The sequence below is a fragment of the Rhodococcus sp. no. 34 genome (genome assembly GCF_054589475.1).
On sequence record NZ_BAAILK010000035.1, the window covers coordinates 422,874 to 449,509 of the forward strand.

The window sequence follows — 26,636 nt, forward strand, 5'->3', positions numbered from 1 at the left end:
AATCGTGGTTCATCCGAGCGTTCGCGTCATCGCATTCACCGGGTCGACCCGGGCAGGACGCGCTGTCGGTGAACTGGCGGGCCGCCATCTCAAACGAGCACACCTCGAACTCGGGGGAAACAACGCACTGATCGTCATGGACGACGTCGATCTCGAAAAGGCTGCATCTGTAGGCGCTTTCGGCTCGTTCATGCACCAGGGGCAGATCTGCATGACCACCGGCCGCCAGCTCGTCCACGAAAGCATCGCCGCCGATTACACCGCACTCCTTGCCGAACGCGCCGACAAGCTTCCGGTAGGCGACCCGTTCACCGGTCAGGTCGCACTCGGACCCATCATCGACGCCAAACAACGCGACCACATCCACTCCCTGGTCACCGGAAGCATCGCCGCCGGAGCAAAACTGGCAGCCGGTGGCACCTACGAGGATCTCTTCTACCGACCCACCGTGCTGGCCGACACCCCACTGACCGCCCCGGCCTTCGCCGACGAAGTCTTCGGGCCAGTCGCACCGGTCACCTCCTTCGCCACCGTCGAACAGGCCGTCGCCATAGCCAACGATTCCGAGTACGGACTGTCACTGGGCATTCTGACCTCCGACGCCATGCGCGGACTCGAACTCGCTCAACAGATCCCCACCGGCCTCGTACACATCAACGATCAGACCGTCGGCGACGAAGCAGTCATCCCGTTCGGCGGCATGGCGTCTTCGGGTAACGGTGGCCGTGTCGGCGGTATCGGCGCAAACCTCGACGCCTTCACCGAAACGCAGTGGGTGACTGCGCAGAGCGCACTCCCGGTCTACCCCTTCTAGTCCGAAACACGCCGAGTTGGTCCTGAATACACCGAGCTGGCCCCAGTGGCTCACTGACCAGCATTGACGGGATCGATCTCGCGGACTTACCATCCAGAGAAAATTACTTCGCCACATTAAGCATTTTCTCTTGTAATTCCCGAGAAGGACCCACTTGACGAATTCAGTGACGACCGACAGCGCTGCGCAGCCAACGGTCCACGACACCCCGGATGTATCCGTCGTAATATCGCCGCGCCGCGAGGCCGTCATCATCGGGGCGCTCAGCCTGGCCGCGATGATCGTCTCGATGATGCAGACGCTGCCCGTCCCGATTTTGGGGCGTATTCAGTCCGACCTGGGCGCATCGTCGGCTGGCATCAGTTGGGTGACGACGGCGACGTTGCTGTCGGCCGCCGTTTTCACTCCCCTGTTGGGCCGCTACGGCGATCAGCACGGCAAGAAGCGCACGCTGGTCGGCGTTCTGGTCGTCATGGTCATCGGTTCGATCGTCGCCGCACTGGCACACAATCTGCCACTTCTCATCCTCGGACGCGTCCTCCAGGGGACCGCCACCGCCATCTTCCCGCTGGCTCTGTCGGTCCTGCGCGAAGAGGTCCGCCCACACAAGCTTCCCGGCGCGATGGCATTGGTCAGCGGAACTCTCGCATTCGGCAGCGGGCTCGCCCTCGTAGCCACCGGACTTCTCACATCGGCTCCGGATGCCGACTACCGCAACGCCTTCTGGATGGCCACCGGGTTCGCGTTGCTTGCACTAGTCGCCGTCATCACGCTGGTGCCGGCAACCAAGCACAAGAGCGGCGGGCGCGTCGACGTCATCGGCGCGCTGAGCCTGGGCGCTGCACTCCTTCTGCTCCTGTTGTCGATTTCGCAAGGCCACCAATGGGGTTGGTTCTCACCCGTGACCATCGGTGTTTTCCTGGGCTCGATCGTGATGTTCGCAGTCTGGGTCTGGATCGAGAAGATCGTCGACGAACCACTGGTCGACATGCGAATGTTCGTCCACCGGCCCGTGATGATGGCGAATCTGGCGGGGGTCATGCTGGGCTTCGGAATGTTCGCCAACTTCCTGGGCATCTCCTATCTCGTGCAGCTTCCCCACGCCCTCACGGGATACGGATTCGACGCCAGCATTCTGCGTGCGTCGGTGGAATTCCTGCTGCCGGGTGCGATTGCCTCGCTGATCGCAGCACCGATCGGTGGGTGGCTCATCAGAGTGCGTGGGCCACGCTTCGTCCTGGGACTCACCGCCATCTGTGGTGCGGTGCCGTTCGCCTGGCTCGCGTACGACCACACGCACACCGCGTCGGTCATCGGTGCCGGCATCGTGATCGGCGCCGCCGTGAGCCTGGGCTACGCGGCCATGCCCGCGATCATCATGTCGAGCGTTCCGCGACACCAGAGTGGAATAGCCAACGGCATCAACTCGATCTCCCGTTCCACCGGCAGCGCCATGGGCAGTGCAGTGGTGACTACGATTCTCGCCTCGATGACCATCGCGAACCTGCCAGAGGGCGTATCCGCTCTACCCAGCGAATCCGCCTTCACCGTCACCTTCGTGACCGCCGCCGTGGCCTTCGCCCTCGTCGGTTTGGTCGGGTGCCTGGGTCTGGCCCCGGCACGTTCCCCAGCCTCCGCGCAGCAACCTCCCGCTGCGTGAGATCGGAAGTACCGCAGAGGGTTAAGCGCACCGTAGCCTGCGCAGATGGCAGGTGAGACGCTCTACGTGATCGACCGGATAGTCACGAATCCCGGATGTGGGCAGAAGTTTGTCGACGAATTTCGCGCCGGCTACCTGCCGAATGCCAGTCGCCGCAACCTGACTCTCGACAACATACTTGTCAGCCCGCCGCTGTGGTCCGCGGACGAGTCCAACATCGTCACGATCACGTGGACCGTCGAAGGGACCGCCGGCTGGTGGGCGATGACTCGTTCGAGCCGCGGTGACACCACTCTCCGGCGATGGTGGGACGCAATGGATCCGCTCATTGCGCAACGAGGCCGCACCATGGCTGCCGCTGCCGACGACGTCGAGGGACTGGCCGATGTATAACGCCACAAGGGTGGTTTTTGCCGCCGACAGCACAGGCTCGGACGGCTGGGCCGATGCGGTGAACACCATTGAAGCGATGGCGGAATCGTCGGGCGCAGCACGTCATCTCGTCACCGCCACACTGCCCGGCGTCATCAACGGCGGAGATCTGATCATGCACCTCCAGTTCGAGGACGAAGCGGCGTGGCAGGCCGCTCGCGGTGCCGTTGACGCCGGACTTCACCATGACGCCGTCGAGCACTTTCACTGCGCCGAGTACGTTTCGGGCACCGAGGGTCGCTCGCACGCCACCGGCCCGAACGGGGTGTACCGAGCGCTGCTGATTCGCGTTGCACCCCATACCCCCGAGGGCGCAATCGAACGCTTCGAAAATGACTTGCTGAAGATGCCCGGGCATATCTCGTCAATCGCCGCCTGGCGGCTCAGTCGAGTGAGCGCGGCGACCGGCGCACCATCTGCATGTGACGAAGCACCGTGGACCCATGTGTGGGAGCAGGAGTTCACAGATCTCGCGTCACTGCAGACCCAATACCTCGACCATCCGATCCATTGGGGCGTCGTTGATCGATGGTTCGACCCCGAATGCACCGAAGTCATTGTTCGGGACAGAATCTGTCATACCTTCGGCGAATTGAGCGAAGAAATCCTATCGAGTGACGGCTGACGCCTCGCGGATCATCGCCCAAACTTTCTGTCGCGCCGGTTCCGTGAGCGACAACGACGGAATAGTGAGGAAACCGTGAAACAGCCCGTCGAAGCGATGATGCTGCACTGGGACGCCGGCCGAGGCAAGCAGTTTCGCGTACTCGTCGCCGGACGAGCACGGCGGATCCAGCTCGGCTGTCACGACAACGGCGGCTGGAAGATCGGCGAACGACTCTGCCCGAGTTGGTATCACCCGCACGTCGTCTCGGCGCTCGGGCGCATATTGGTCCCAGTACCACTTCATGGCCGTGGTCGTGTTGTAGTGGTCGGTGCCGTAGAGACGGTAGGACTCGGTGTCGAAATCGTCGTCGATCACGGGATAGATGAGAACTTGCGCCGCAACCTCCGGACCTCCACGATCGCGGGCGGCGATGGCAACTGTCGCAGCAAGATTGCCGCCGGCGCTGTCGCCGGCAAGCACGATCTTGCTCGGGTCTGCGCCGTACTCTGCCGCGTGCTTCGCTGCCCATTCCACTGCGGCAAAGACGTCGTCGTGTGCTGCCGGTGCGGAATGTTCAGGGGCCAGACGATAATCGACGGAGACCACAACGGCGCCGACGCCTTGCGCCATGGAACGGCAGAATTCGTCATGGCTGTCGAGGTCGCAGAACACGAAGCCTCCGCCGTGAGCGAAGACGACCAGCGGAATTGCGTCGGACGAAGTGTGCGGGCGGTAGACGCGGATCGACAGATCTCCCCCAGGGCCGTCGATTGCGAGATCTTCGACCGACCGCATATCGGGAAGCCGCTCCAGCGGGGCTCGTCGATTCCGAAGCAGAGCACGTAACTTCGACGGCTCGTAGCTGGTGACGTCCGGGAATGCGGCGTTGAGCGTGGCCAGCATTGTGACGACTTCCGCGTGAATTGTCATGGGCACTCCTGATCTCGGACGTCGGGCATTCGCCAAGGTAGATCGCCCACGGCCGGGTGAGAACACACCTTCCCGATCAGTGGTCTGTTTTGCAGCGAGAGTCGTGAGGAACGAGAAGGGAGACCACACGTCGTTGTGCGGTCTCCCTTTTCGATTCGTTCAGCCGATCAGGCGTCAGCCCCTTGGCCGAGCATCTACCTTGTCGTCATCGTCGTCGCGCTCGCCGGTTGCGAGCTGGACGCCGGATTTCTCGATGCTGCCGTCAGCACCTGACTTCTCGAGGTCTATCGGTGCGTCACCGGTCGCAACCTCTTCGGCCTCAGGCTCTTCCGGTAGCGGCTTCTTGAGACTCAGGATGATCGAGCCTGCCAACACCACGATGATCACCGCGAGGCTGACCAGTGAGGGAATCTCGGGGATCGACGTGCTGATCACCTTGTGGCTGGCCTGCATGATCAGCTTCACGCCGATGAAGGCGAGGATGATCGACAGACCCTTGGACAGGTAGTGGAACTTCTCGAGCAGGCCCGAGAGCAGGAAGTACAGGGCACGCAGACCCAAGATCGCAAACGCGTTGCTGGAGTACACGATGAATGGATCGTCACTCACTGCCAGCACTGCCGGGACACTGTCGACTGCGAACACGAGGTCGGCAGCTTCGATGGCGACGACGACGGCGAACAGTGGTGTTGCGACGCGCTTTCCGGCTTCCTTGACGAAGAACTTGGTTCCTGCGTATTCCTCACGGACCGGCATGATCTTGCGCAGCAAGCGAACCGCCAGCGAGGTTCCCGGATCGAAGTTCTCGTCGTCGTCCTTGAGCAGCTTGTAGGCGCTGTAGAGCAGGATGGCGGCGAAGACGAACAGCACGGCCGTGAACTTGCTGACCACGGCAACGCCGGCGGCGAGGAAGATACCGCGGAAGATCAGGGCGCCGATGACACCGAAGAACAACACGCGGTGCTGGTATTCACGGGGCACCTTGAAGTAACCGAAGATCAGGGCGAACACGAAGAGGTTGTCGACGGAGAGGCTCTTCTCCAACAGCCAGGCCGTGGTGAATTCGACGCCCGAGTTCACCCCCAAGGTCAGGGTGACGACCACCGCGAATACGAGAGACAAACCGACCCAGAGTGCACTCCACCAGGCCGCTTCCTTGAAGCCGATGACGTGCGCGCCGCGGTGGGCGAGCAGGTCGATGAGCAACATGACGACGATGACTGCGGCGAACGCGGCCCACGCCCACATGGGAACGTTCATCGCTGACCACCTACCCGAATGGCACTGATGACTGCGGTCACGGGGAGCTCCTTCACTGGGTTCGGACGGCCGTCTCGCCGTCTTCTCCAGTGTTCCTTGCCGACTTCTATCCATCCCGGTCGAAATATCGACGACTTTCACACCTGAAGTTGCCGAAACCATGCAATCTGAGGGTGTTGCGTCCGAAACCGCCGCTGGACGGCATCTTGTTCTAGCCTGGCAAGCATGAGCACCTCGTTGTACTACTCCGCCGTCCGCACCACACCGCTGACCGACGACGAGAAGGCCGAAGTCGACCGACTCATCGCCGTCCACAACGACGAATTTCCGTTCGACTACGAGGTCCTGGACCTCTATCCGTCGGATATCCCCGACACTCTGCTCAACGGTTCGACAAAGATCTCGAGCGACCCGACCGAGGTAATTCCTTCGCTCGTCTACTGGTTCAACGCTCTGACCGAACTCCGGCGAGCGGTGCCCGACGCAGACTGGGACGTTTCACTCGACGACACCCCCGCCGATTGGGATGACAGCTCCGGCTATTCGCTCCCCGGGCTCGACGACATGCAGTAGCGAGTCACGGGTTCGCCAGGAGGGCGGCTCCGTAGCTCTCCAGCGCGATGAGCGCCAACTCTGTTGGCAGCCGACGCTGGTCCACGCTGCGGTCTAACAGCTTTTCGGCCTGATCGAGTCGATACCGCACGGTGTTCTTGTGCAGACCGAGCGCCACGGCGGTAGCGGCTGCAGTGCAATTGTTCTCGTAATAGACCCGAACGGTGTCACGGATACGCGTCGTGACACCGTCCGCGCCGGCGAGTCCTTTCAATTCCCGGGCCACCAACGCACGCAGTTCGTCCAGATCTTCGGTGAGCAGACAGGGAACCTGAACATCTTCGTAGACGGTGACCCCCGGCGAACCCGTCGAACGGACCGCGATGCGCTGCGCGGCGAGAGCCTCGCGGTGACTGCGCGCGAATCCTTCCATTCCGTAACCGCTGGCCCCCACCGCGACACGGAGGTCCGAATTCCGAGCACGATCGAGCGCCGCCCACTCATGGTCGTCGAAATGCGCGACCCACGACCACACCTCGCGCGCCCCCGAAGGCAGCGTCAGCACGCGCTCGGCATTCGACTCGTCCACAAAGGAACGCGCATACGAGTCCAATCGGGCCAATACGTCGGCGGCCGGATCGGTGTCGTCCGTCCAGAGAACAAACGCAGTGTGGTGGCGCCGCATCGGGTAGTCGAGAATCTGCGACACCTCATCGGAGTGAAGTGCTTCGCCTGCGACAATCGCGTGCACCGTCTCGGACCGACGCGCAAAAGCGCCGCGCGCCAAGCTCTCACGCTCCTTCGCATACGTTGCCACCAACAATTCGGTGGTCACTTCCAGCCATCTCATCGCCGAACCCCACACTCGGACCAGAAGTGCGCGCTTGAGTTCCGGACCGATCGGAAGTGCTTCTATCGACTCGTCGACGAAGCCCAGCATCGCGAGGCGTCCGGCACCGTAGATCTTGAGCAGGACTCGAAGATCCATACCGCGCCTGGCAACGGTGAGTGCAAGCGCAACCGACTCCGGCGGCGGCGTGACCTCCTGGGAACCGCCCGCGATCGCGGCCACGATGACGCGAAGCTGCGCCGCAGTGCTCGCATCCACATCGCGTCGTAGCTCCCGATCACCCGCCACTTCAGGATTGGCCACCGCAATGGCGTCGTCGATGCGTTGAACGAAACCGTCGATCACCTCCGGCTGGAGATAGATGGGTGCGAGATTTGCAATCCAGCCGTCCAACTCCGATGTGTCCATAGCGCCTCCCCGACTTGTCACCCTGATTGTGACTTAGTCACAAATCTATCGTCTCACTTCGGCCAAGAAGCCCTAGCAACCCGGTTTCGACTGGTCCACAATCACATCTCACTGCAGATTAATCTCACTGCAACCAACCCCTGTCTTTGGAGACGCTGGAGTAAATGAACAAACCTTTCGACGGTCAGGTAGTGGTCATCACCGGCGGCGCCCGGGGCATCGGATACGCCACCGCGAAGCGGCTCATCAGCCTGGGTGCGACGGTCGCGATCGGCGACATCGACGAAGCCACTCTCGCGCAAGCAGCCAAGGATTTGGGCATCCGCACGTTCGGGCGCCTCGACGTCACCGACCCCGCCTCGTTCTTCGACTTCCTCGACACCGTCGAAGGTGAACTCGGCCCGATCGACGTGCTGGTCAACAATGCGGGCATCATGCCGGTCGGACGGATCGTCGACGAGGACGACTCCGTGACCAGACGCATCATCGAGATCGACGTCCTCGGCGTGATCACGGGAACCAAGCTCGCACTACGGCGGATGCTTCCGCGCGGACGTGGACACGTCATCAACATCGCTTCGCTTGCAGGCGAACTCCCGTGCCCCGGTTTGTCGACGTACTGCGGCGCCAAGCATGCGGTGTTGGGCTTCACCGATTCTGTCCGCAAGGAAGTTCGTGCCACCGGAGTTCACATCTCGTCTGTGCTGCCGACGCTCACCAACACCCAACTCACCTCGGGCACTTCGGGAATGAAGGGATTCCGAGAGGTTCAGCCGGAGGAAATCGCCGAAGCCGTCGTCGGCTTGATCACCAAACCGCGCCCACGCGTACGCATTACGCGGGTGTCCGGGCTGCTCGTGCAGGCACAGGGCTTCTTCCCCCGGCGGCCGTACGAGGCATTGAGCCGACTGTTCGGCGTCGAGACGCAGTTTCTCGGCGACGTCGACACCGCGGCACGTGCTGCCTACGAAGAACGCGCCCGCGCAAGCTGATCAGGTCAGCTCGGTGGCCGGCCAGTCGAGCAGCTTCGCACCCAGTACGGCAGCGTGGAGCGCGAAGCTGTCGTTGGGATCGTTGACGTTCTGACCGGTGAGTTCACGAATACGGTCCAACCGGTACGTCACGGCGCGGACGGACAAATGCAGGTCTCGGGCGGTCTTAGCCGTATTGCCGCCGGCGGAAAAGTACGCGAGCAGTGTGTCGATCATCGGTCCAGCGCCACCACGCGCCTCGAGCAGCGGTGTGAGAAGGGTGTGGATCAGGTCGGTGACCGCCGGTCTGTCATTGACCAGAACCCGGTAGACCAGCAGGTCACGAGCATCGATGATCGGTGCGGTCAACGACAGGCGCTGCGCCAGGTCCAGTGCGTCCAGCGCCTCCCGGTACGACGCCACCACGCCCGAAGCGGTGGTTCGAGGGCGCCCGACAGCGATCTGCCACGTGCCGTCCAAAGGACGCCGCTGCAACTGCACTCGCCCGTCGTCATCGGTCCCCGGCCCGAGAGCCGACCGAATCCCTGCCAGCACGTGGTCGACGGCATCGCGATCCGGCGCCGCGAAAACGACCACCAGTTTGCCGCTCTTGCTGGCGACCAACGCATCGGCGTCACCCTTGCTACCCAGAACGGCACGTTCGACGGCGCGCACCAAAGGGTTGTCGTCGGTGAACTCACGGGCGGCGGTCACTACCGCCACGGCATGCGGACCACTGAGGTGGAGACCGAATCCTGAAGCGCGATCCAACAATCCGACGACGTCAGCGCCGCCGGTCAACAAGTCGTCGACGAACTCGCGGCGTGCCGATACCTGCGAGCGGACCAGAGAACGTCTGGCCAACTGAAACCCTTCGGCCAGTTCGGCGACGGCATCGTCGACGGCACGCAGCATCACTTCGCCGGCCGCGACGACGGCATTCGGATCCGATTGTGCCGCAATAACAGCAGGCAGTTCACGCCACAGACGCCAGGCCGAGGAGAGATACAGATCGAGCAGGGCTCGTAGGGCCACACCTTGCTGCGCTGCTTCTTCCCCGCGAGCGCGGAAGCGGTGCAGCTGGCGACGCTGCAGCGGTTTCCCTTCACAGACAGCATCGCTGAGCACGTCGAGGAAATCACCCAGCAGTTCGACGGGCAGGCCACCGGCGTCATCGGCCCCCGCCGCGGCAACCCGGCGTATGGCGTCGTCAGGTACCCCGGTTCGGCTCACCCTCGCATTCTCTCACTGCCGGCAGCATTGCCTGGCGTCACGAAAGGCGCATCGAACCCGTGTCGATGTACCGCTGATGGAACGAGAATGCCTCGCCCAGGATGTGCGGCGTCTGCCCCGCACCCGGTTGAGCGTCGGCGCGAGCGATGTAATCGTGGAGCAGTGGCCGGAACTCCGGGTGAGCACACTTGTCGACGATCAGGCGCGCGCGTCGCCGCGGCGACAGACCGCGCAGATCCGCCAACCCCTGCTCGGTCACCAACACCTGAGTGTCGTGCTCGGTGTGGTCGACGTGCGGAACCATCGGCACGATCGCCGAGATCTCACCGCCGCGGGCCGTCGACGGGCTCAGGAACATGGACACGTAGCCGTTGCGGGCGAAGTCCCCCGAGCCGCCGATTCCGTTCATGATCTTCGTCCCCATGACGTGCGTCGAGTTCACGTTGCCGTAGATGTCGGCCTCGAGCATGCCGTTCATGGCGATGATTCCGAGCCTGCGCACCACCTCCGGGTGGTTGCTGATCTCCTGCGGACGGAGAGTGATGTGGTGGCGGTAGAAGTCGATGTTCGCGGTCAGTTCTTCGATGCCCTCTTCGGTGAGCGCCAAAGCCGTCGAAGACGCATGCGCGACCGTTCCGTCCTTGATCAGCTTCAGCATCCCGTCCTGGATGACCTCGGAGTAGCAGGTCAGGCCGCGATACGGCCCCCGATCGAGCCCTCCGAGCACCGCGTTGGCGACATTGCCGATGCCCGCCTGCAGCGGAAGCAACGTATCGGCCGGCATCCGTCCGGCGCGCACCTCGAAGTCGAAGAATTCCAGGACGTGGCCGGCGATCGCCTCACTGACGGCGTCGGGTGCAGTGAGAGGGCTCGCGCTGTCACGGCAGTTGGTCTCGACAATGGCCACAACCTTCGTGGGATCCACTCGGAACGTGGTCTGGCCGATCCGGTCCTCGACACGAATGATCTCGAGCGGCTTGCGATGCGGCGGCAGCGCGGTGCCGTAATAGACGTCGTGAATACCTTCCATCGCCTCGGGCACCCACGAGTTGACTTCGAGGATGACCCTGTCGGCGACGTCCAGCCAGGTCTTGTTGTTGCCAATCGACGCGGAGGGAATCAGTTCCCCTGATTCGGTGATACCGGCGACCTCGACCACCGCGACGTCTACGTTGCCGTAGTAGCCCTCCCACACCTGCTGAGCCACGTGGGAGAGATGGATGTCCACGTAGTCCATACGACCGTCGTTGATCCGGCGACGTGCGGTGGCCTCGGACTGATACGGCATGCGCAGCGCGATTCCGTCGACCTCCGCGAGCAGCCTTTCGGTCTCGGTGGACACAGAAGCGCCGGTCAGGAGATTGATCGTGAAGTTCGATCCGTTGCCGCGGGTCCGGTGAATGCGCTCGGCCAGGGCCGGAATGACAACCTTTGGTGTACCGGCGCTTGCGAAACCGCTGATCGCGACGGTGTCGCCCGGGTTGATGAACTTCACGGCGTCGGACGCGGACATCACCTTCGACGCAAACGCTGTGGCGCGAATGCGGTTGAAGGTGGCGTTGTGTCCGGTCTCACCGAAGGTTGAACTCACGGCACCAGGATAAACAGGGCACGTCGAAGCGATTTACGGGGATAACCCAGACAGAATCGCTCCGACGTGCTATATGCACCGATCAGTTGACGACGCCGTACACGCCTTCGCCGACCAGGCTCGCAATTCGATATTTCTGGATCTTGCCCGACCCTGTCAGTGGGAATGCCTCCGCGCTGAACCACTCCTTGGGCGCCTTGTGGCGCGCCAGTCGTTCGTTGCAGAACTCGACCAGTTCGGCGGCAGTCGGTTGATCGGATTCGTCCTTCCAGCGGATGACGGCAACTACGCGCTCGCCCCACACCTCGTCGGGCACACCGACGACCGCCACATCGAGGATCTTCGGATGCGTGAAGATCACGGACTCGACCTCACGCGGATAGATGTTCTCCCCGCCGCGGATGATCATGTCCTTGAGGCGCCCGGTGACCCGGACGTATCCTCGTTGATCCATCGTCCCCAAATCGCCGGTATGCAACCACCCGTCCTTGTCCACGGTCGCGGACGAGGCCTCGGGATTGCGGAAGTACTCGGTCATGACGAGGTACCCACGAGCGCAGATCTCACCTTGTTCGCCGAGCGGAACGCTGTCCCCGGTCACGACGTCGGAGATCTTCACCTCGACCTGTGGCAACGCGAGGCCGACCGTCTCCGACTTGTCTTCAGGGGTGTCGGCTGGACTGGTCTGTGTGATCACGGGACTGGCTTCGGTTTGTCCGTAGACGATGCTGAATCCCGCACCGAATGCCGACTCCACCGTGCTGACCAGTTCGGGCGGTACCGACGATCCACCGGATACGACCACTGAGCACGCCGAGAAATCGCGGTCGGCGAAGGTGGCGTCGTTGATCATGGCGATCAGCATCGTCGGCACTCCACTGACGACGTCGGCGTGAAAGCCTTCTGCCGCATCGAGAACCGCAGTCGGATCGAAGTACTGGATCAGGCCGATGGACATTCTTCGCTGGGCGGCACCGAGAACCAGGATGCCGCATCCGGCCGTGTGGAACAGCGGCATGGCCGAGACGACCGAACCCCGTTCGGGGAATTGACCTCTCCGGCTGACAAAATCGGCGTTGTTGACCAAACCTCGGTGATGCAGCAATGCACCCTTGGGCACACCGGTGGTTCCCGACGTGTACTGAATCTGCGCATTGTCATCGGGAGAGACTTCCGGCAGAGCGCCTCGCTCGCCCGTCCAACCTCGAACCTGACGATCCCAGTCTTCGAAGTTGACTGCCAGAACCTCCTCTCCCGCAATCGAAATCGCCTCGGACGCCACCGCTGCCATGTCACCGCCGCGGAACTTTCCGGTGTGGAAGAGCCCGCGGGACTGGGACTGCGACAGGACGTACGCGAGTTCCTCCGCACCCAACGCCGGATTGGCAGTCACCAGAACCATTCCGGCGAGCGCGGCGCCGTATTGCAGGATCATCCACTCCGGAACGTTCGGAGCCCAGACGGTGATCCTGTCTCCGCGATCGAACTGGGACAAGAGGTAGTGCGCACACCCCTCCGCTTCGTCCAGCAGTTGCGCGAAGGTCCACGTGCGATCGGTTTCGGCGGCCCCGGACAACGAATGCGATTGCGCCGGAACTACTTCTCTGATTGCAACCAGATTCGGCGAGTCCGCGGCGCACTCTCGCAGCAGCCCACCCACCGTTTGCTCCTCTATCGGGTCAGACACGTCAGCGGGGAAGTACGACGTTTCGAGAACACTGCTCATCTCACATCCACTTTCTATCGAGGAGGGGTGTCGGACGCGGGGAGCGGCCCGCCTCCGTCTGGAATCTTGCGTCCGGAATCGCGGTACTGAACCGCGGCATGGAATCCGTCGCGCTCGGCAAAATCCTTGAACCAGCGCCCCTCCGGGGAGTGACGCGTAATTCCGTCGAACAGGGTTGCCAGCACCTGGGTGCCTTGCAATCCCATGTTGTCGTACGCCTGGTTGATCATCATCTTCTGCATGGCCAACTGATTGAGCGGAACACCGGCGATGCGATCCGCCAACGCTTCCACCGCCGAGTCCAATTCGTCGGCCGGCACCGCTTCGAGCGCCAATCCCCAGTCAGCCGCAGTGACACCGTCAATGGTGTCTCCCGTCAACAGCATTCGCTTGGCACGCTGGGCGCCGAGCCGGTACACCCACATCGCCGTCGTCGGGCAACCCCACACACGCGCAGGCGGGTATCCGATGCGAGCGTCGTCGGCCATGATCAGCATGTCGCAGGACAGCGCGATGTCACTTCCACCGGCAATCGCATATCCCTGAACCTTGCAGATCGTCGGCTTGAGCGATCGCCAGAGCGTGAAGAAGTCGTCGGTGTTCTGCTTCATCCCGCGAAAGTCCTTGATGGGGTCCCAGACCGGGCCCTGGTTCCACTTTCCGTCAAGGTCGCCTTCGGCAAACTCTTTGAGGTCGTACCCGGCACAAAACGCCTTGCCCGCACCTTGCAAGACGATCACACGGACCTCGTCGTCGTCATTGGCTGCTGCCACCGCGTTTCGAATGTCCGACGGCATCCGGTCGTCGATCGCGTTGAGCCGATCGGGGCGGTTGAGCGTGATATACGCTTTACCACCGGACGTCTCGTACTTCAGGGTCGCAAAATCCGTCATCATCGGTCCTGTCGACAGAGCGCGCCTCGCTCGGAACGAGTTGCGCTAGTTCTGGGTGAGGAGCAGGCGAACGACGCCTGCCCATTGACTGATCGAACGACGCGCAGACGCGTCGCTCTTCTGCACTGCCCGGGACAGCGCCAAACCACGGAGCATCAGCACCGTCAGATCTGCAATCTGCGAATAGTTCTCGGAAGCAACAATTTCGGGACCGAAAGCGTCGTGGACAACTCGCCGCAGATCCCGTCCGGCGATTCGCTCCGATTCCCGGAGCACCTCGGCCAACACCGGATCCGTCCGCGCTGCGGACCACAGTTCGAGTTCCGCTTGAAATGGCGGCTGAGTCAACGCCGAATACAGAGCGGAGATCGAGTTCTCGATCGTGTCCACCGACGAATCCTGCCGAGACATGGCAGCTCTTACCGCCACCTCGTTCCGTACGACGATGTTCGACACCAACGCCGCAGTGAGCTCCTGCATGTTCGGAAAGTGGTGCAGCAGAGCACCCCGACTGACTCCGGCAGCGGTTTGCACCGACTGCGTCGTCAGAGATGAATAACCGTCCGCTATCAGTAAATCCGTTGCCGCATCGAGAATCCGGTGGCGCGTCGCTTCGCGCTGCGCATCGCGCAGGGTCACGGTCTCACCTCCAACTTCTCGAGTGGCATGGCTCACAGTTTCACAGTCCATTCAGACTGTCAATGGCCGAAAGCCTCCGGCGTACTCTCGATGCACCGGCCCTTCGGACTGATCGGAGCAACACGTGACGACCTCACCGCCGACCGTCTCGCTGACGCTCGACCAACTTGCTTCACGCGCTGCTTCCCTGATCACCGACGACGGTCGGAGAATCCTCGGCATCACGGGCGCACCGGGAGCCGGAAAGTCGACGGTGTCACAGGCAATTGTGCGGAAATTGGGTTCTCGTTGCTCCATCGTCGAGATGGACGGTTTTCATCTTGCCAATCGGGAACTCGACCGACTCGGCAGGCATGAACGCAAAGGCGCACCGGACACCTTCGACGTCGACGGGTACGCAGCTCTACTACGCCGACTCCGAGCCTCGAACTCGACGGTCTATGCTCCGGTCTTCGATCGCGAGTTCGACGAATCGATAGGCAGCACAACGGCCGTCGACCCATGTACACCGCTGATAGTCACCGAGGGGAACTATCTCCTCCTACCCAGTGGTGGATGGCAGGAAGTGCGAGCAGCACTCGACGAGGTCTGGTATCTCGACGTTCCGGAGGAAACTCGGACGAAGCGCTTGGTGAAACGCCACAGCCGCTTCGGAAAGAGTTCCGAAGCGGCTGCAGAGTGGGTGAAACGGGTAGATCAGCCGAACGCCGAGTTGATCAGCGCAGTCAGGTCACGCGCGGATCTGATCGTCAGAATCGAACGGTCCGAGCCTCAGTGATGTCAGCTGAAAACCTAAGAACCGCCGCCGGTTCCGAGAAAAGTTGCCAGCCCGGCAACTCCGGCGATTCCGCCGAATATCGCCGCCAATGCACCGGCGACGGTGATAACGCTGTCGAGCGCTTTGAGATCGGTGTCGGATGAACCCATGGCAGTCTCCTGGAGTCAGAATTGAAAGTGGGGTTGAATGTGCGCCGAAGTGCGCAATGTTGCACACGTCACTTTACCGGCATTCGCGACCCAGATCAACGAAAACTGTCTCCACATACGTTGCACTGCAACATATTTAAACAGTAGCTTGCAGGTCCACCGAGACACGACGACGGCCACCGGCCCGCAGCGCGGGCAGATGGCCGTCGTTGTATATTGCCGAGGAGTCAGACGCTCGTCACATGCATGACGTGCTTGGCCCTCGTGTACTCCGCCAGTGCGAGCTCCGACAGATCCTTGCCGTAACCCGACCCGGCGAAGCCACCGTGAGGCATCTCAGCGGCGAGCATTCCGTGGGCTCCCACCCAGACGCAGCCGAAGTCCAGTTCGGCCGTCATCCTCATCGCGGTGCCGTGGTCGGACGTCCACACGCTCGACGCGAGAGCGTACTTGGTCCCGTTCGCAAGTTCGATCGCTTCAGCCTCGGTGGAGAACGACTGTACGGTGACAACCGGCCCGAATATCTCTTCCTGGACCAACTCGTCTTCCTGCTGCACCCCGGAAATAACAGTCGGCAGATAGAAAAACCCAGGTCCAGCTGGCTTTCTCCCGCCAATACATACGTTCGTATTTGCTGAGCGTCTCTCTACCAACTCCGCCACTCGATCACGGTGAGCGCGGCTGACCAGGGGGCCGAGACAATCGCCCGATTCCGGTCCTCCCAACCTCAAGTCCGCGGCCGCAGCCGTCAACTTCTCGGTGAACTCCTCCGCAACCTCCTCTTGAACGAGAATTCTCGTCGCAGCGGTGCAATCTTGACCGCTGTTGTAAAAGGCTCCGGCAACAATCCCCGTGACTGCGCCGTCGAGGTCCGCGTCGGCGAAAACAACGGCGGGTGCCTTGCCTCCGAGTTCGAGATGCAACAGCTTGACGTCTTCCGACGCGGCCTTTGCGACCGAAATACCCGCTCTCGTCGATCCCGTCAGCGCAATCATCCGAGGAACCGGATGAGCGACGAGCGCGGCTCCGGTATCGCGATCGCCGCACACTACGTTCAACACCCCGGGCGGATAGATCTGCGCTGCAAGCACTCCCAGCATCACCGCGGTTTCCGGCGTCTCCTCGGCCGGCTTGAGCACGAGGGTGTTTCCCGTCGCGAGTGCCGGCGCGATCTTCCAGACCGCCATCATCAACGGGTAGTTCCAAGGAGCGATCGCACCGATCACGCCAATGGGTTCACGTCTGACATAAGACGTAGCACCCTCCGTGTACTCCATTGCGGCAACGCCCGGCAGAGAGCGGGCAATACCCGCGAAGTACCGCAGAAAGTCAACACACTGCGGGATCTCGTCGTCTCGCACCTGCCTGAGAGGCTTTCCAGTACTGCGGCATTCGACCTCGAGGAAATATTTCGCGTTTGCTTCCAGCGCGTCCGCAAGGGCCAGCAGCAACTCCTGACGGCGCGCAGGGGTGGACCGGCGCCAGGACCGCGCAGCCTTCTCGGACGAACGGCAGGCTCGATCGACGTCATCGGTGGAACCGACGGCAGCACGGGCATATGGATTGTCGGTCACCGGATCGACCAGCACGGAAAGTCTACCTGCCGGGCTCTCGCACGTTCCGTCGATCACGTGACCAAACGCTGCGACAGTCATCGAAGTTTCCACCGTCATGAGCGCGATCCGGGGAGCGCGACGAAGAACTTCTTCGACGGCTCAACCGTCTCCCAGGTACCGCGAAACGACTGCGGCACGAAAAATGCTTCCCCAGAAGAGAATTCGCGACGGTTTCCATCGAGGTCGATCAGCGCCACCCGGCCGCTGATCATGATGCAGACCTCGTCGTACGGATACGGGTCGCACAAGAGCGTGCCGGGCTCGCCTTCCCAACCACCGCCGAAGTATGCCCCGTTCGGATCTCCAAATGACCTCCATTCGGATTCCGACCAGTTCGGGCTCGCATCGTCACCCCACTCCGGGATGAACCGCGTCCCCTGCCCTGGCCCGAACGTTCGAATGTCGTTGACACTCATGTCATTTTTCCTTCATCTTGGAGCTGGAAATTTGTGCAGCAAACAGATTCAGTACGTTTGCAGTTATTCGTTCGGTGAAGGGATCGTGTTGGATCAGCCCGTTCACCCATTCGGTGGAACCTGCGTTGAACACGCAGCCGAGACCTCGCTTGTGACAGGCGACCATTCCCGATCCGTATTCGAGATCACGAAGGTGATCTGGAGGCTCACTGCCGTAGAAGCATTCGATGATTCCCTGCACTTCGGCGAAAGGCGCACCGATCGGAACTTTCCCGTTCCATTTGTCCCGCGAACCCGAAACTGCCGGCGCCATCGCGATGATCTCCAGATCCTCGGGAGCGCCGTCGACGCCGGTCGCATACGGCTGGCCCTTCCGGAACGTGAAATCCACGCCGTCCATCTCGAATCCGGCAACACAGATCGGGGCGATCCCGAAGTTGTCTCCGTAGTACAGGTCGGTTCCGTTCAACGCCCAATGATCCGGCCGGTATACCGTGAAACCGCCCGACGACCTGGGAGTTGTTGCACCGTAACGATTGTAGACACCGGCCATGCCGGTCAATCCCATCGTCCACGCTCCCGGTCGGGCAACCTCGGGCGAATCCCACGCCGTCGTCACCCGGGTCGGGTCGACTTCTCGCATCGGATCGTCGAACGGATTCTTGTAACAGACTTGTGCGTCGTCTTCGAGGCGTACCTGCCACAGGAAGTTCCCGCCGAATCGCGCCAGACCACCGCCCTCTGCGACGAAATCGTCTATGCAGTCACGCATCTCCCAGGACCAGTACTCGTCGTGACCGACGACAACTGCGCATGAATATCCCTGCAGCGCCGACGGATCGTTATGCAGATCGTGTTGTGTCACGTGGTGGACGCGGAACCCCTGCTCTTCCGCCCAGACCGTGAACGGCCTCTCGTAAGTCGCCCAGAAGGCGTCCGCATGGTGACGCGAGTAGCCGTTCACCCACGCCCATTCGTACGGCGGGTGACGGGGTATCCATCCGATTCCCGGTGTGTCGGTGTGGATGTTGCGTGCTGCGCCCTCGGGTTTGCGCAACATCCCCCGCGCGACAGGACGCTGCGTCGAGGAAATCGGTGTCGGCACATCGCCGGAGCCGTCCGGAACACCTCGGTAGTGGTTTGCCCCACCCCAGTCGTTGTAAGCCAACATCGTGCTGGTGGTGTGAATGAGTACGAAGTCGGCGTGCTCGGGTTCGCGCGCCTTGACGACGAAGAAGCCCTCCCGCTCAATAGTCACCCCTTCGTGGAGCATCCGGACCAAAACCAAGTACATGCCGGACGTCCACTTCGGATCTATCTCGACAGCAAGGGATTCCGACCAGTCGCAGCCCACTGCGTACGCATCGGCAGGAGTCTGCTGCTGCTTGCCCGGCAGACCGAAGTATTGCGCGACCTGTTGCGGCCGGGCGCCGTCTCGAACAATTTCGAGGTCGTATTCTTCTGCGGTGGTATGCACTCGGATCGAGACGGTGTCACCACCGAAGTACGAGAACCTGTCCGCATAGACCCATATCTCTGGAGCGCCCGGAACAATTCCGGGACGTTCGACCAACCCTCCGGGGACCGACCATGCGTATTCGCTCATACCGACAGCACCTCGATCGAGTGGTTACGAACCCACAGGCTCCGAACGACCCCCACTGCGAAAGCAGCGACCAGTGGCACCACGAACAACAGATTCCGAGCTGTGGTCAACCCAGTCACGGTGCCCATGTTCACTTGCAGGAATCCGAGAGCCACGACGAGCGAAACGGCAGCGAGCGAGGGCGCGATCAGCCTCTGCCACAAGCCTTCTCCCCTAGCTCCCGTCGAGAAGAATCGGACCACGGCAATCGAGGTCAGGATCTGCAGAGCAAGTACGGCGATGATGGTGGGGGTATTCGTCCACAGAACAACCTCCGTGTACGGATCTGCCGGGGTCAGCGCAAATCCTGCGATCGCGACGAACACCAGAACGCCCTGAACAATTCCGGCGACGCTGGGCGTACCAGTCGTCGGTGACACCTTCGCCAGAACCACGGGCAAGATTCGCGCACGGCCCATGGCCAGTAGATAGCGACTACACGCATTGTGGAGTGCCAGGCACCCCGCGAAAAAGCTTGTCACGATGAGCAGGTGCATGACGTCGGTCATCGTCTCTCCGGCGAATTCACTGTTGAGGTCGAAGATCAGCTCCGAGGGATCACCGCCGAGGAAGTCGACCATCCGACTCGGTCCAACAGCCTGCACGATCACCCAGGCGCAGAAGGAATAGACAACCGCCAGGACGATCACCGCCGTGTACGTCGCGCGGGAGACCGTGCGCTTGGAATCGACGACCTCCTCGCTGTAGATCGCTGTTTGCTCGAAACCGACAAACGACGTGAAGGTCAGAACAAAGACGCTGGCCAAGCCGGCGGTCAGGAAGGTGGAGGGCGAGAAACTGGTCAGCGAGAGCCCTTCGTGTCCGCCTTCGACAAGGACCGCAATGCAGAAGACGGCAAGCACGCCGAGCTCGAGCGCCATAAGCACTGCAAGCACCTTGGCGCCGATGTCCACCCGGTTGTATCCCACGACAGCGACCAGAACAGCAATTGTCAGTGCACATGCGTAGACGGGCACGGATATGCCGAACAGACTGTCCAAGGTGGACGAGGTGAAGATGCCGCATGCGACGACGAACCCGATCTGGCCGCCGAGGTACCCGACGTAGGCCACTACGGAGGACCCCGCGCCGACTGTCTTTCCGAGCCCTTCAGTGATGTAGGCGTAGAACGCACCCGCACCACGGATATGCCTGCTCATCGCCGTGAAGCCGACGGCGAACAGTAGGTAGACGATCCCGGGAACGACGTACCCCACCGGAAGCGCAGCGCCGGAAACCATCAGACCCAGTGGCGCGAATCCCACAAGGATCGTCAGCGGTGCCGCTGCGGCGATGACGAAGAAGACCAGATGTCTGCTGTTGATCGTCCCCCTACGAAGCCCCGGAGTGGCTCCGGGCGGATGCGGGTCGGGAGCTGTGCCCACCCTTCGCGGGTCGGTGTTGTCGGTCATGGAGTGACTCCGTGCGTTATCGCAATTATGCGCTTGGACTGGAACGAGTGCGCCATGTGTGTCCAGGAAAATCATTCGGCCTTCGACTGGCGTTCCATGAGCGTGCCCAATCGTTTCAGCAGTGTCAATAGCTGCGATGAAACGATTCGGCATTCGCCTTCTTCGGGCAACGGTCCACCAACTGCAGCAGCGCCGTTTGTTCGGGCGTTACTCTTGGGTAGAAACCGACCAGCGAGTAGAGGAACGACCCCGATGTCCACGCCGAACACTCCGACGCTTCGCGATGTCGCGAGCGCCGCCGGCGTCGCGGTGTCCACGGTCTCCTATGCACTCAACGGCAAGGGCCGGGTCGACGCGGCCACTCGCGCTCGGGTTCAAGAGGTTGCCGACCGCCTTGGATACCGTGCCAATCGGTCGGCCCAGAATCTCAGGTCGGGTCGGACTGCCACCCTCGGACTGATGCTCCCCGCTCCCGACCAACTGTCATCGGCCGAGTACCTCAATTTCGACTGGTACGGGCGCGTGGCGACCGCCGCGACCCAGGCTGCATTCCACGCCGATCACTCACTCCTCCTTCTGCCGTCGATGAAAGATCCGAACGGACTGCGGCGCATCGAGATGGACGGCGTACTGGTCGTCGACCCTATGGTCGACGACCCGCGCGTCGAAGTTCTGCAGAAGATCGGAATCCCCTCTGTCGCAGTGGGTCCTGGACAATCCGGGCAGTTCGGATACTCCACCTCACCGGACCTCGTCTCCACCACGGAGACTCTTCTGAACCACCTCGCCGAACGTGGCGCAAGGGACATTTTCGTCCTCACTCCCGGAATGCATTCGGAGTGGACCCGCGCAACGACTTTCGCTTACTTCGAGTGGTGCCGCGCCCGAGGCGTGGCACCACGCACCAGCGAGGAATTGACGTCGTTTCCGGGCGCCAGCACCGTCGAAGGCCTCATCGGCGCCGCGTATGCGGCCACCCGCGAGGCCCTCGACTCCTCGACTCCGCCGGACGCGATCCTGTCGTTGATTCTCGGTTGCGCCCCGGCAGCGGCGCGAGCGGCCCTCGATCTCGGGCTGTCGATTCCGGGTGACGTCTTGATTGCACAGGACAGTGACGAACCCGCCCTGCTGGTTTCCCAGCCCCCGATCACTGCCTTCGACTTCTTCCCCCAAGAACAGGCGGCAGCGGCCGTAGATGCACTGTTGGCGCTGGTCAACGGTGACGAACCCCCAGTTCAGAGCTATACGCGTAGCGAACTCCGCGTGCGAGCGAGCACGGCCCATTCGCTCACACCATAAATTCACCTGGCACCGATAGACTGATTTCCGAATTATCGTCCGTCGCCTGCCGAGAGGAATCAGGTCATCGCGCACCGCTCCCGCGACCGCTTGGCCGGGTATCTCGCCGTAGTGCTGGTCTGTGCACTCGCCCTCCTCGCATCTGTCAGCAGTGCGACCGGCCTCGACCGCGACGTCGCTCCGGTCCGCATCGCATACTCCGCCGCCGCAGACACTTTCGGCGATCTGTATCTTCCAGCCGGGTCGGAGGACGATCTGCCGGTCGTCGTATTGATCCACGGCGGCGGCTGGGCGCAGAAGAGCAATCTCGAGTACGCGGGTGCGTGGGCAAAAACGCTGACCCCCTACGGAATTGCGGTCTGGAACATCGAATACAGACGCGTGGGTGGACAGGGCGGTTGGCCGACGACGCTGTCCGATACCGTTGCGGCTACCAACGCTCTGGCCGACATCGTGCAGGAAAAGGCTTCCGGGCGACTGGATTTGAGCCGTGTACATATCGCCGGATACTCCGCGGGTGGGCAACTGGCCGCCTGGGTGGCGTCGCGTTCACAACAGGGTGCAGATGCTCCGGCACCCGACCTGACCGTGCCGGTTCGCTCGGCGACGATCATGGCCGGCGTCTTCGACATGACGCTCGCCGCAACCGCGGGCAAAGATCGATTTGTTCGAAATCTTCTGGGCGGCATGCCTACCGATCATCCCGATCGCTACCGCATCGCATCACCGATCGAGCACCTCCCCACCGGCCTCCCCGTCACGGTGATCCACGGACTCGGAGACAAGGTCGTGTCGGTCGAACAGAGTCGGCGCTATGCCCGTGCCGCCCGAGCAGCAGGCGACGTGGTCGATCTGATCGAACTTCACGGCGTTGGCCACGGCGAGTTCGGCAACCCGACGACCGACGCCTGGGCTATCACCAAGCAAGCAATAATCGACCACGTAAACACTCCCTGAGCAGGTGAAACCGCCTACTGTGAGCACGATCGCCCGCAAAAGGATTAGCTGAAACCAACTCCATGACGTACGGTGGGGTTATCAGAGGGCAGCCGTCAGTCAGGCAGCCGGTCGCTTCGCCCGGGACAACAGTTCCAGTATTCGTTCCAGGGGCAGACTTCCAGTTCGGTGCAAACCCGCGCCTTTGATCACTACGCACTTTCATCAGTCCCGCAGATTGTTGACCAGGCCGAAGACTCCGACGGAGTCCGCCGCCAATCGCGTACCGACTGCACCAGTATCAACATGCGCTACACACCGCACGGGCCCAAAACCCATGCGGTTCAAAGGAATACCTTGATCAACACCATGATTCACCCCAACGACACGAACAACCAGGCGAACGGCAACTCGACGAACGGTCTACGGATCCCGACTACTTCGGGCCGGATCCGCGAGCGCGCCATCGAAATCGTCTGCACCCTCTACCGTTGCAGCACCGACGAAGCCGCCGAGCTGTTAGTCCGACATTCTCAGACCAACAACCTCAAGGTCACCAGCCTGATCAAAGCGCTTGTCGCCCTGATCGACGAGGACACGTCCGGCACCGGCTATGGAAGCAACAACGCGCTGGCGTCTCACTTCTGGCTGCGTGAGATCAGAAATCTCAGCCAGGCGCACCGCCGCAGCGATCATTTTCATCGCCATCTCGTCGGCGCGTAACAGGCACTGAACGACAACTGACCTGAAACGACAACTGGGGCAGTACACGGAAATCGTGTACTGCCCCAGCTTCGTGTTTTCAGTTGTCAGGCAGAAGCGGATTCCTTGTTCAGGCCCTGCGGGTTCTGGTTCTGCGGAACGCCGTCGGTATCGGTCGCTTCGTCCACGTGCTGCGGAGCGAAGAGCAGGCAGACGATGCTCAGGACGCACATGCCGATCAGCAGTGCGATGACCGGCCAGATGCTGCCGGTTGCCTTGTACATCAGCGTCGACACCAGCGGAGACAACCCACCGAAGATCGCGCCTGCACCCTGGTACGCCAACGAAATGCTCGTGTAGCGGGCCTGCGGCTTGAACATCTGTGACAGGACGGCGGCGATCGGGCCGTACGTGGCCGCCAGCACCAGTCGCATGACAGCGAAGGTCAGGAAGATCAGGAACACTGATCCGGATTTCAGCACCAGGAACTGCGGCGCTGCGAGAATCGCGACTGCCGCAAGGCCCCAGATGACGACGCGGACGCGTCCCACCTTGTCGCCGAGCCACGCCACTCCGAGAGTCGCGATCAACTCGACCACTGCAGCGACACTGAGCGCGTTGAGAATCAACGTCTCGGACAAACCGACATCGGGATCGGTTGCGTATGCCGTGATGAACGTCGTCACGAGGTAGTAGCCGCCGACTGCGACGGGCAGAATGCCGATGCCCAGGACGATCGGGCGCCAGTTGGTCACCAGCGCGTACTTGAGCGGCAGCATTTCCGGTACGTCCGCGGACTTCACCTCGGATTCGAAAACCGGAGACTCTTCGACCTTGAGGCGAACGACCAAGCCCACCAGAATCAGCAGCGCAGAGCAGAGGAACGGCAGACGCCAAGCCCACTCGCGCAGAGCGTCGTCGCCGAAGGTGGAGAGAATGCTGAAGAAACCGGTGGCCAGAAGAGCACCCGCAGGATTGCCGAGCTGGGCGAAACCGCCGTAGAAGGTCTTCTTGTCCTCGGGAGCATGCTCGACGGCCATCAGGACCGCGCCGCCCCATTCGCCACCGACGGCAAAGCCCTGGACGAAGCGGAGCAGTACCAGCAGTAACGGCGCCCAGAACCCGATCGACGCGTAAGTGGGCAACATGCCGATGAGGAACGTGCCTGCACCCATCAGCGTCAAAGTCACAACCAATGCGGTGCGTCGGCCCATCTTGTCACCGACATGGCCGAACACGATTCCGCCGAGCGGGCGAGCGAAGAAACCGACGGCGTATGTCGCGAACGCCGCCGCAACGCCGGTCAGGCGGTCGGTTCCAGGTGGGAAGAAGATGTCACCGAACACCAGGGCTGCTGCCGTGGCATACACGTAGAAGTCGTACCACTCGATAGTTGTACCGACGAAGGCTGCAAATCCCGCCTTGCGGGCCTTCACGATCTGTTGCTCTCGGTTCATTACTTTTCCTCGGTGGTCGAAGTGCTCGACAATAGGTGGTTATGACCTGAATGTGCGAGTTCGCCGTCGATCCAGGTCTCTCGGACCTCGATCTGCGCAATCGCGTCGGCCGGAACCTCGAGGGGATCCGCGCCCAGAATGACGAAGTCGGCCCGCTTGCCGACCGAGATGCTGCCCAGCTCTGCTTCGCGGCCCAGCGCACGCGCACCGTTGAGGGTATGAGCCTGCAATGCCTGGTCGGCGGTGATGCGGAGTGCATCGGAGCCGAGCTGATGGCCCTGACGCGTCACACGAGTAACGGCTGCCTGAATTGCTTCGAGCGGCTTCGGCTCTGCGACGGGGGCGTCGGAGCTGATGGTCACGGGAACTTCGGCAGCGATGAACTCGCCGAGCGGGTTGAACCGCTCGCCCGGAGTGCCGATCGCAGCGGTCACGCCCTCACCCCAGTTGTAGTAGTGCTGTGGCTGGTTCACCGGGTAGACACCGGCCAGGTTCATCCTTGCGATCTGCTCGGCCGTCGGGAGTCCGCAATGCTCGATGCGGTGACGAGCGTCGGCGTCGGGGTGAGCCTTCTGCGCTGCTTCGATGGCGTCGAGCACCATGTCGATGGCGGTCGGTGACTGAGCGTGCGTGGCGGTCTGCAGACCCACCGAATGTGCCTTGGCAATCAGCTCCGAGTAGTCCGCCGGCTCGTGGTAGAGCTGCCCGGTGCGGCACGGGTCGCCCACGTAGCCGTCGGGGAAGTATGCGGTCCAGCCTCCGAGTGTGCCGTCGGCGTAGAACTTGATGCCGCCGAACGCGAGCCGCGAATTGCCGAAGGCTCCGTGCATTCCCGTGTCGATGACGTGATCGAGGAGGTGGCTGAGCATGTACATGCTGACGCGGGTCTTGAGCTGATCCTGCTCGGCCAGACGCAGGTACATGTCGAATTCACGCCGGGTCACCTGGCAGTCACCGATGGTGGTGACGCCACCGGCCAGGAACTTGTCCTGAGCGACCGACAGCTGGCGAAGGTGCTCTTCCGGCTCGTCCTCGAGATGGAAGTTGGGGCCGTGATGGCCGACCTTCACTCCGTTGACGCCGGTGAGAATGTTGCACGCGGCGTCGGAGAGCTCACCGGTGAGTTCGCCGTCTTCATCTCGGAAGAACTCGCCACCGGCCGGATTCTCGGTGCTCGCGTCAATACCGTGCTTGTCGAAAGTGAAGGAGTTGACGACGCCGCCGTGACCGCTCGCGTTCATGAGGTAGACCTCGCGATCGGTGGCCACCTGATCGAGCTCTTCCTTGAGCGGGTGACGCCCTTCGATCAGGTTGCGGTGCTCGTAGCCGTATCCGCGAATCGGGACGCCCGCAGGTGCTGTGAGCGCCGCTTCCTGAAGTAGCGCAATGATTCCGGGGATGGAATGTGCCTTCTCCGGCCCACAGTCCACCCAGCTGAGCATCTGCCCGTACATCAACGGGTGTGCATGTGGATCGACGAAGCCGGGGACGACGGTGGCGCCGTCGAGTTCGACCACCGCGGTTGTGCGAGTGCTCAGCCGACGCGCCTCGGTGCGGCATTCCTCGAGCGTTCCCACCGCGGCAAAGCGGTTTCCGAACACCAGGAACGCTTCGGCTCCCGCCGTGCTGTCGTCAACGGTGTGAATCTTGGCGCCGGTGA

25 protein-coding genes are annotated in these 26,636 nt (G+C 62.1%); 10 read left to right on the forward strand and 15 right to left on the reverse strand.

All coding sequences use genetic code 11. The annotated features are described in order from the left end of the window. The 4 genes from ACYP01_RS15200 to ACYP01_RS15215 form a co-directional block, all read left to right on the forward strand. A partial coding sequence (locus tag ACYP01_RS15200; RefSeq protein ID WP_459680881.1) for an aldehyde dehydrogenase family protein occupies positions 1-814 on the forward strand: 814 nt, incomplete at its 5' end. A 154-nt stretch (positions 815-968) separates the two neighbouring features. After that, positions 969-2,474, forward strand: a complete 1,506-nt coding sequence (locus tag ACYP01_RS15205; RefSeq protein WP_232508965.1) for an MFS transporter — start codon at positions 969-971, stop codon at positions 2,472-2,474. 45 nt (positions 2,475-2,519) lie between these two features. Then, positions 2,520-2,867, forward strand: a complete 348-nt coding sequence (locus ACYP01_RS15210; RefSeq protein WP_373936641.1) for a hypothetical protein — start codon at positions 2,520-2,522, stop codon at positions 2,865-2,867. Further along, positions 2,803-3,531 carry a Dabb family protein gene (locus tag ACYP01_RS15215; protein WP_232508964.1) on the forward strand — a complete coding sequence of 243 codons (729 nt, stop codon included), beginning with the start codon at positions 2,803-2,805 and terminating at the stop codon, positions 3,529-3,531. The genes ACYP01_RS15210 and ACYP01_RS15215 overlap by 65 nt, the downstream gene beginning before the upstream one ends. On the opposite strand, the gene ACYP01_RS15220 is transcribed toward ACYP01_RS15215, so the two are convergent. Continuing rightward, complete coding sequence (locus ACYP01_RS15220) at positions 3,514-4,443, reverse strand: alpha/beta hydrolase (protein WP_037130536.1); 930 nt, start codon at positions 4,441-4,443, stop codon at positions 3,514-3,516. The genes ACYP01_RS15215 and ACYP01_RS15220 overlap by 18 nt on opposite strands. Before the next feature lie 174 nt (positions 4,444-4,617). After that, positions 4,618-5,703 carry a TerC family protein gene (locus tag ACYP01_RS15225; RefSeq protein WP_003942925.1) on the reverse strand — a complete coding sequence of 362 codons (1,086 nt, stop codon included), beginning with the start codon at positions 5,701-5,703 and terminating at the stop codon, positions 4,618-4,620. 225 nt (positions 5,704-5,928) lie between these two features. Here ACYP01_RS15225 and ACYP01_RS15230 point away from each other — a divergent pair, with 225 nt between their 5' ends. Beyond that, positions 5,929-6,276 (forward strand): hypothetical protein, encoded by a 348-nt coding sequence (locus ACYP01_RS15230; protein ID WP_030536118.1) that lies wholly within the window; start codon positions 5,929-5,931, stop codon positions 6,274-6,276. Positions 6,277-6,280: 4 nt separating this feature from the next. On the opposite strand, the gene ACYP01_RS15235 is transcribed toward ACYP01_RS15230, so the two are convergent. Continuing rightward, the gene (locus ACYP01_RS15235; protein ID WP_042451555.1) at positions 6,281-7,513 is read right to left on the reverse strand and encodes a PucR family transcriptional regulator; all 1,233 of its coding nucleotides are present in this window, start codon (positions 7,511-7,513) and stop codon (positions 6,281-6,283) included. 164 nt (positions 7,514-7,677) lie between these two features. On the opposite strand from ACYP01_RS15235, the gene ACYP01_RS15240 reads away from it, so the two are divergent. After that, the gene (locus ACYP01_RS15240; protein ID WP_276116822.1) at positions 7,678-8,505 is read left to right on the forward strand and encodes an SDR family oxidoreductase; all 828 of its coding nucleotides are present in this window, start codon (positions 7,678-7,680) and stop codon (positions 8,503-8,505) included. Here ACYP01_RS15240 and ACYP01_RS15245 read toward each other — a convergent pair whose 3' ends face one another. From ACYP01_RS15245 to ACYP01_RS15265, 5 genes are all read right to left on the reverse strand, one after another. Beyond that, positions 8,506-9,717, reverse strand: coding sequence for a PucR family transcriptional regulator (locus tag ACYP01_RS15245; RefSeq protein WP_007730515.1), 1,212 nt, complete (start codon positions 9,715-9,717; stop codon positions 8,506-8,508). A gap of 37 nt (positions 9,718-9,754) precedes the next feature. Continuing rightward, a complete protein-coding gene (locus ACYP01_RS15250) occupies positions 9,755-11,308 on the reverse strand; it encodes an acetyl-CoA hydrolase/transferase family protein (RefSeq protein ID WP_459680888.1) in 1,554 nt (517 codons plus the stop codon). A gap of 82 nt (positions 11,309-11,390) precedes the next feature. Beyond that, entirely contained in the window at positions 11,391-13,034 is a 1,644-nt protein-coding gene (locus ACYP01_RS15255; protein ID WP_459680890.1) for an AMP-binding protein, read from the reverse strand. A gap of 14 nt (positions 13,035-13,048) precedes the next feature. Continuing rightward, positions 13,049-13,927, reverse strand: coding sequence for a crotonase/enoyl-CoA hydratase family protein (locus tag ACYP01_RS15260; protein ID WP_322001049.1), 879 nt, complete (start codon positions 13,925-13,927; stop codon positions 13,049-13,051). A gap of 45 nt (positions 13,928-13,972) precedes the next feature. Beyond that, a complete protein-coding gene (locus tag ACYP01_RS15265; protein ID WP_003943069.1) occupies positions 13,973-14,566 on the reverse strand; it encodes a TetR/AcrR family transcriptional regulator in 594 nt (197 codons plus the stop codon). A 124-nt stretch (positions 14,567-14,690) separates the two neighbouring features. Here ACYP01_RS15265 and ACYP01_RS15270 point away from each other — a divergent pair, with 124 nt between their 5' ends. Continuing rightward, positions 14,691-15,344, forward strand: a complete 654-nt coding sequence (locus ACYP01_RS15270; protein ID WP_003943170.1) for a nucleoside/nucleotide kinase family protein — start codon at positions 14,691-14,693, stop codon at positions 15,342-15,344. A gap of 14 nt (positions 15,345-15,358) precedes the next feature. Here the strand turns inward: ACYP01_RS15270 and ACYP01_RS15275 are convergent, their stop codons facing one another. From ACYP01_RS15275 to ACYP01_RS15295, 5 genes are all read right to left on the reverse strand, one after another. Beyond that, positions 15,359-15,493 (reverse strand): hypothetical protein, encoded by a 135-nt coding sequence (locus tag ACYP01_RS15275; protein ID WP_003942853.1) that lies wholly within the window; start codon positions 15,491-15,493, stop codon positions 15,359-15,361. A 227-nt stretch (positions 15,494-15,720) separates the two neighbouring features. After that, positions 15,721-17,166 (reverse strand): aminobutyraldehyde dehydrogenase, encoded by a 1,446-nt coding sequence (locus ACYP01_RS15280; protein WP_459680894.1) that lies wholly within the window; start codon positions 17,164-17,166, stop codon positions 15,721-15,723. After that, on the reverse strand, positions 17,163-17,525 hold the full coding sequence (locus ACYP01_RS15285) for a cupin domain-containing protein (RefSeq protein ID WP_003943096.1): 363 nt from the start codon (positions 17,523-17,525) through the stop codon (positions 17,163-17,165). The genes ACYP01_RS15280 and ACYP01_RS15285 overlap by 4 nt, the downstream gene beginning before the upstream one ends. Position 17,526: 1 nt before the next feature. Next, a complete protein-coding gene (locus ACYP01_RS15290) occupies positions 17,527-19,131 on the reverse strand; it encodes a N,N-dimethylformamidase beta subunit family domain-containing protein (RefSeq protein WP_459680898.1) in 1,605 nt (534 codons plus the stop codon). Further along, on the reverse strand, positions 19,128-20,582 hold the full coding sequence (locus ACYP01_RS15295; protein ID WP_136471985.1) for an APC family permease: 1,455 nt from the start codon (positions 20,580-20,582) through the stop codon (positions 19,128-19,130). Before ACYP01_RS15295 ends, ACYP01_RS15290 begins: the two co-directional genes overlap by 4 nt. Before the next feature lie 252 nt (positions 20,583-20,834). Here ACYP01_RS15295 and ACYP01_RS15300 point away from each other — a divergent pair, with 252 nt between their 5' ends. From ACYP01_RS15300 to ACYP01_RS15310, 3 genes are all read left to right on the forward strand, one after another. After that, positions 20,835-21,881: a LacI family DNA-binding transcriptional regulator gene (locus tag ACYP01_RS15300; protein WP_459680900.1), complete on the forward strand. Its 1,047-nt coding sequence runs from the start codon at positions 20,835-20,837 to the stop codon at positions 21,879-21,881. A gap of 90 nt (positions 21,882-21,971) precedes the next feature. Further along, a complete protein-coding gene (locus tag ACYP01_RS15305; RefSeq protein WP_459680902.1) occupies positions 21,972-22,838 on the forward strand; it encodes an alpha/beta hydrolase family protein in 867 nt (288 codons plus the stop codon). Between the two features lie 168 nt (positions 22,839-23,006). After that, positions 23,007-23,540 carry an ANTAR domain-containing protein gene (locus tag ACYP01_RS15310; protein WP_232508961.1) on the forward strand — a complete coding sequence of 178 codons (534 nt, stop codon included), beginning with the start codon at positions 23,007-23,009 and terminating at the stop codon, positions 23,538-23,540. Positions 23,541-23,626: 86 nt separating this feature from the next. Here the strand turns inward: ACYP01_RS15310 and ACYP01_RS15315 are convergent, their stop codons facing one another. Continuing rightward, positions 23,627-24,976: an MFS transporter gene (locus tag ACYP01_RS15315; RefSeq protein WP_459680906.1), complete on the reverse strand. Its 1,350-nt coding sequence runs from the start codon at positions 24,974-24,976 to the stop codon at positions 23,627-23,629. Then, positions 24,976-26,636: amidohydrolase (locus tag ACYP01_RS15320; RefSeq protein WP_459680909.1), on the reverse strand; the 1,661-nt coding region annotated here is incomplete at its 5' end. The genes ACYP01_RS15320 and ACYP01_RS15315, both read right to left, overlap by 1 nt.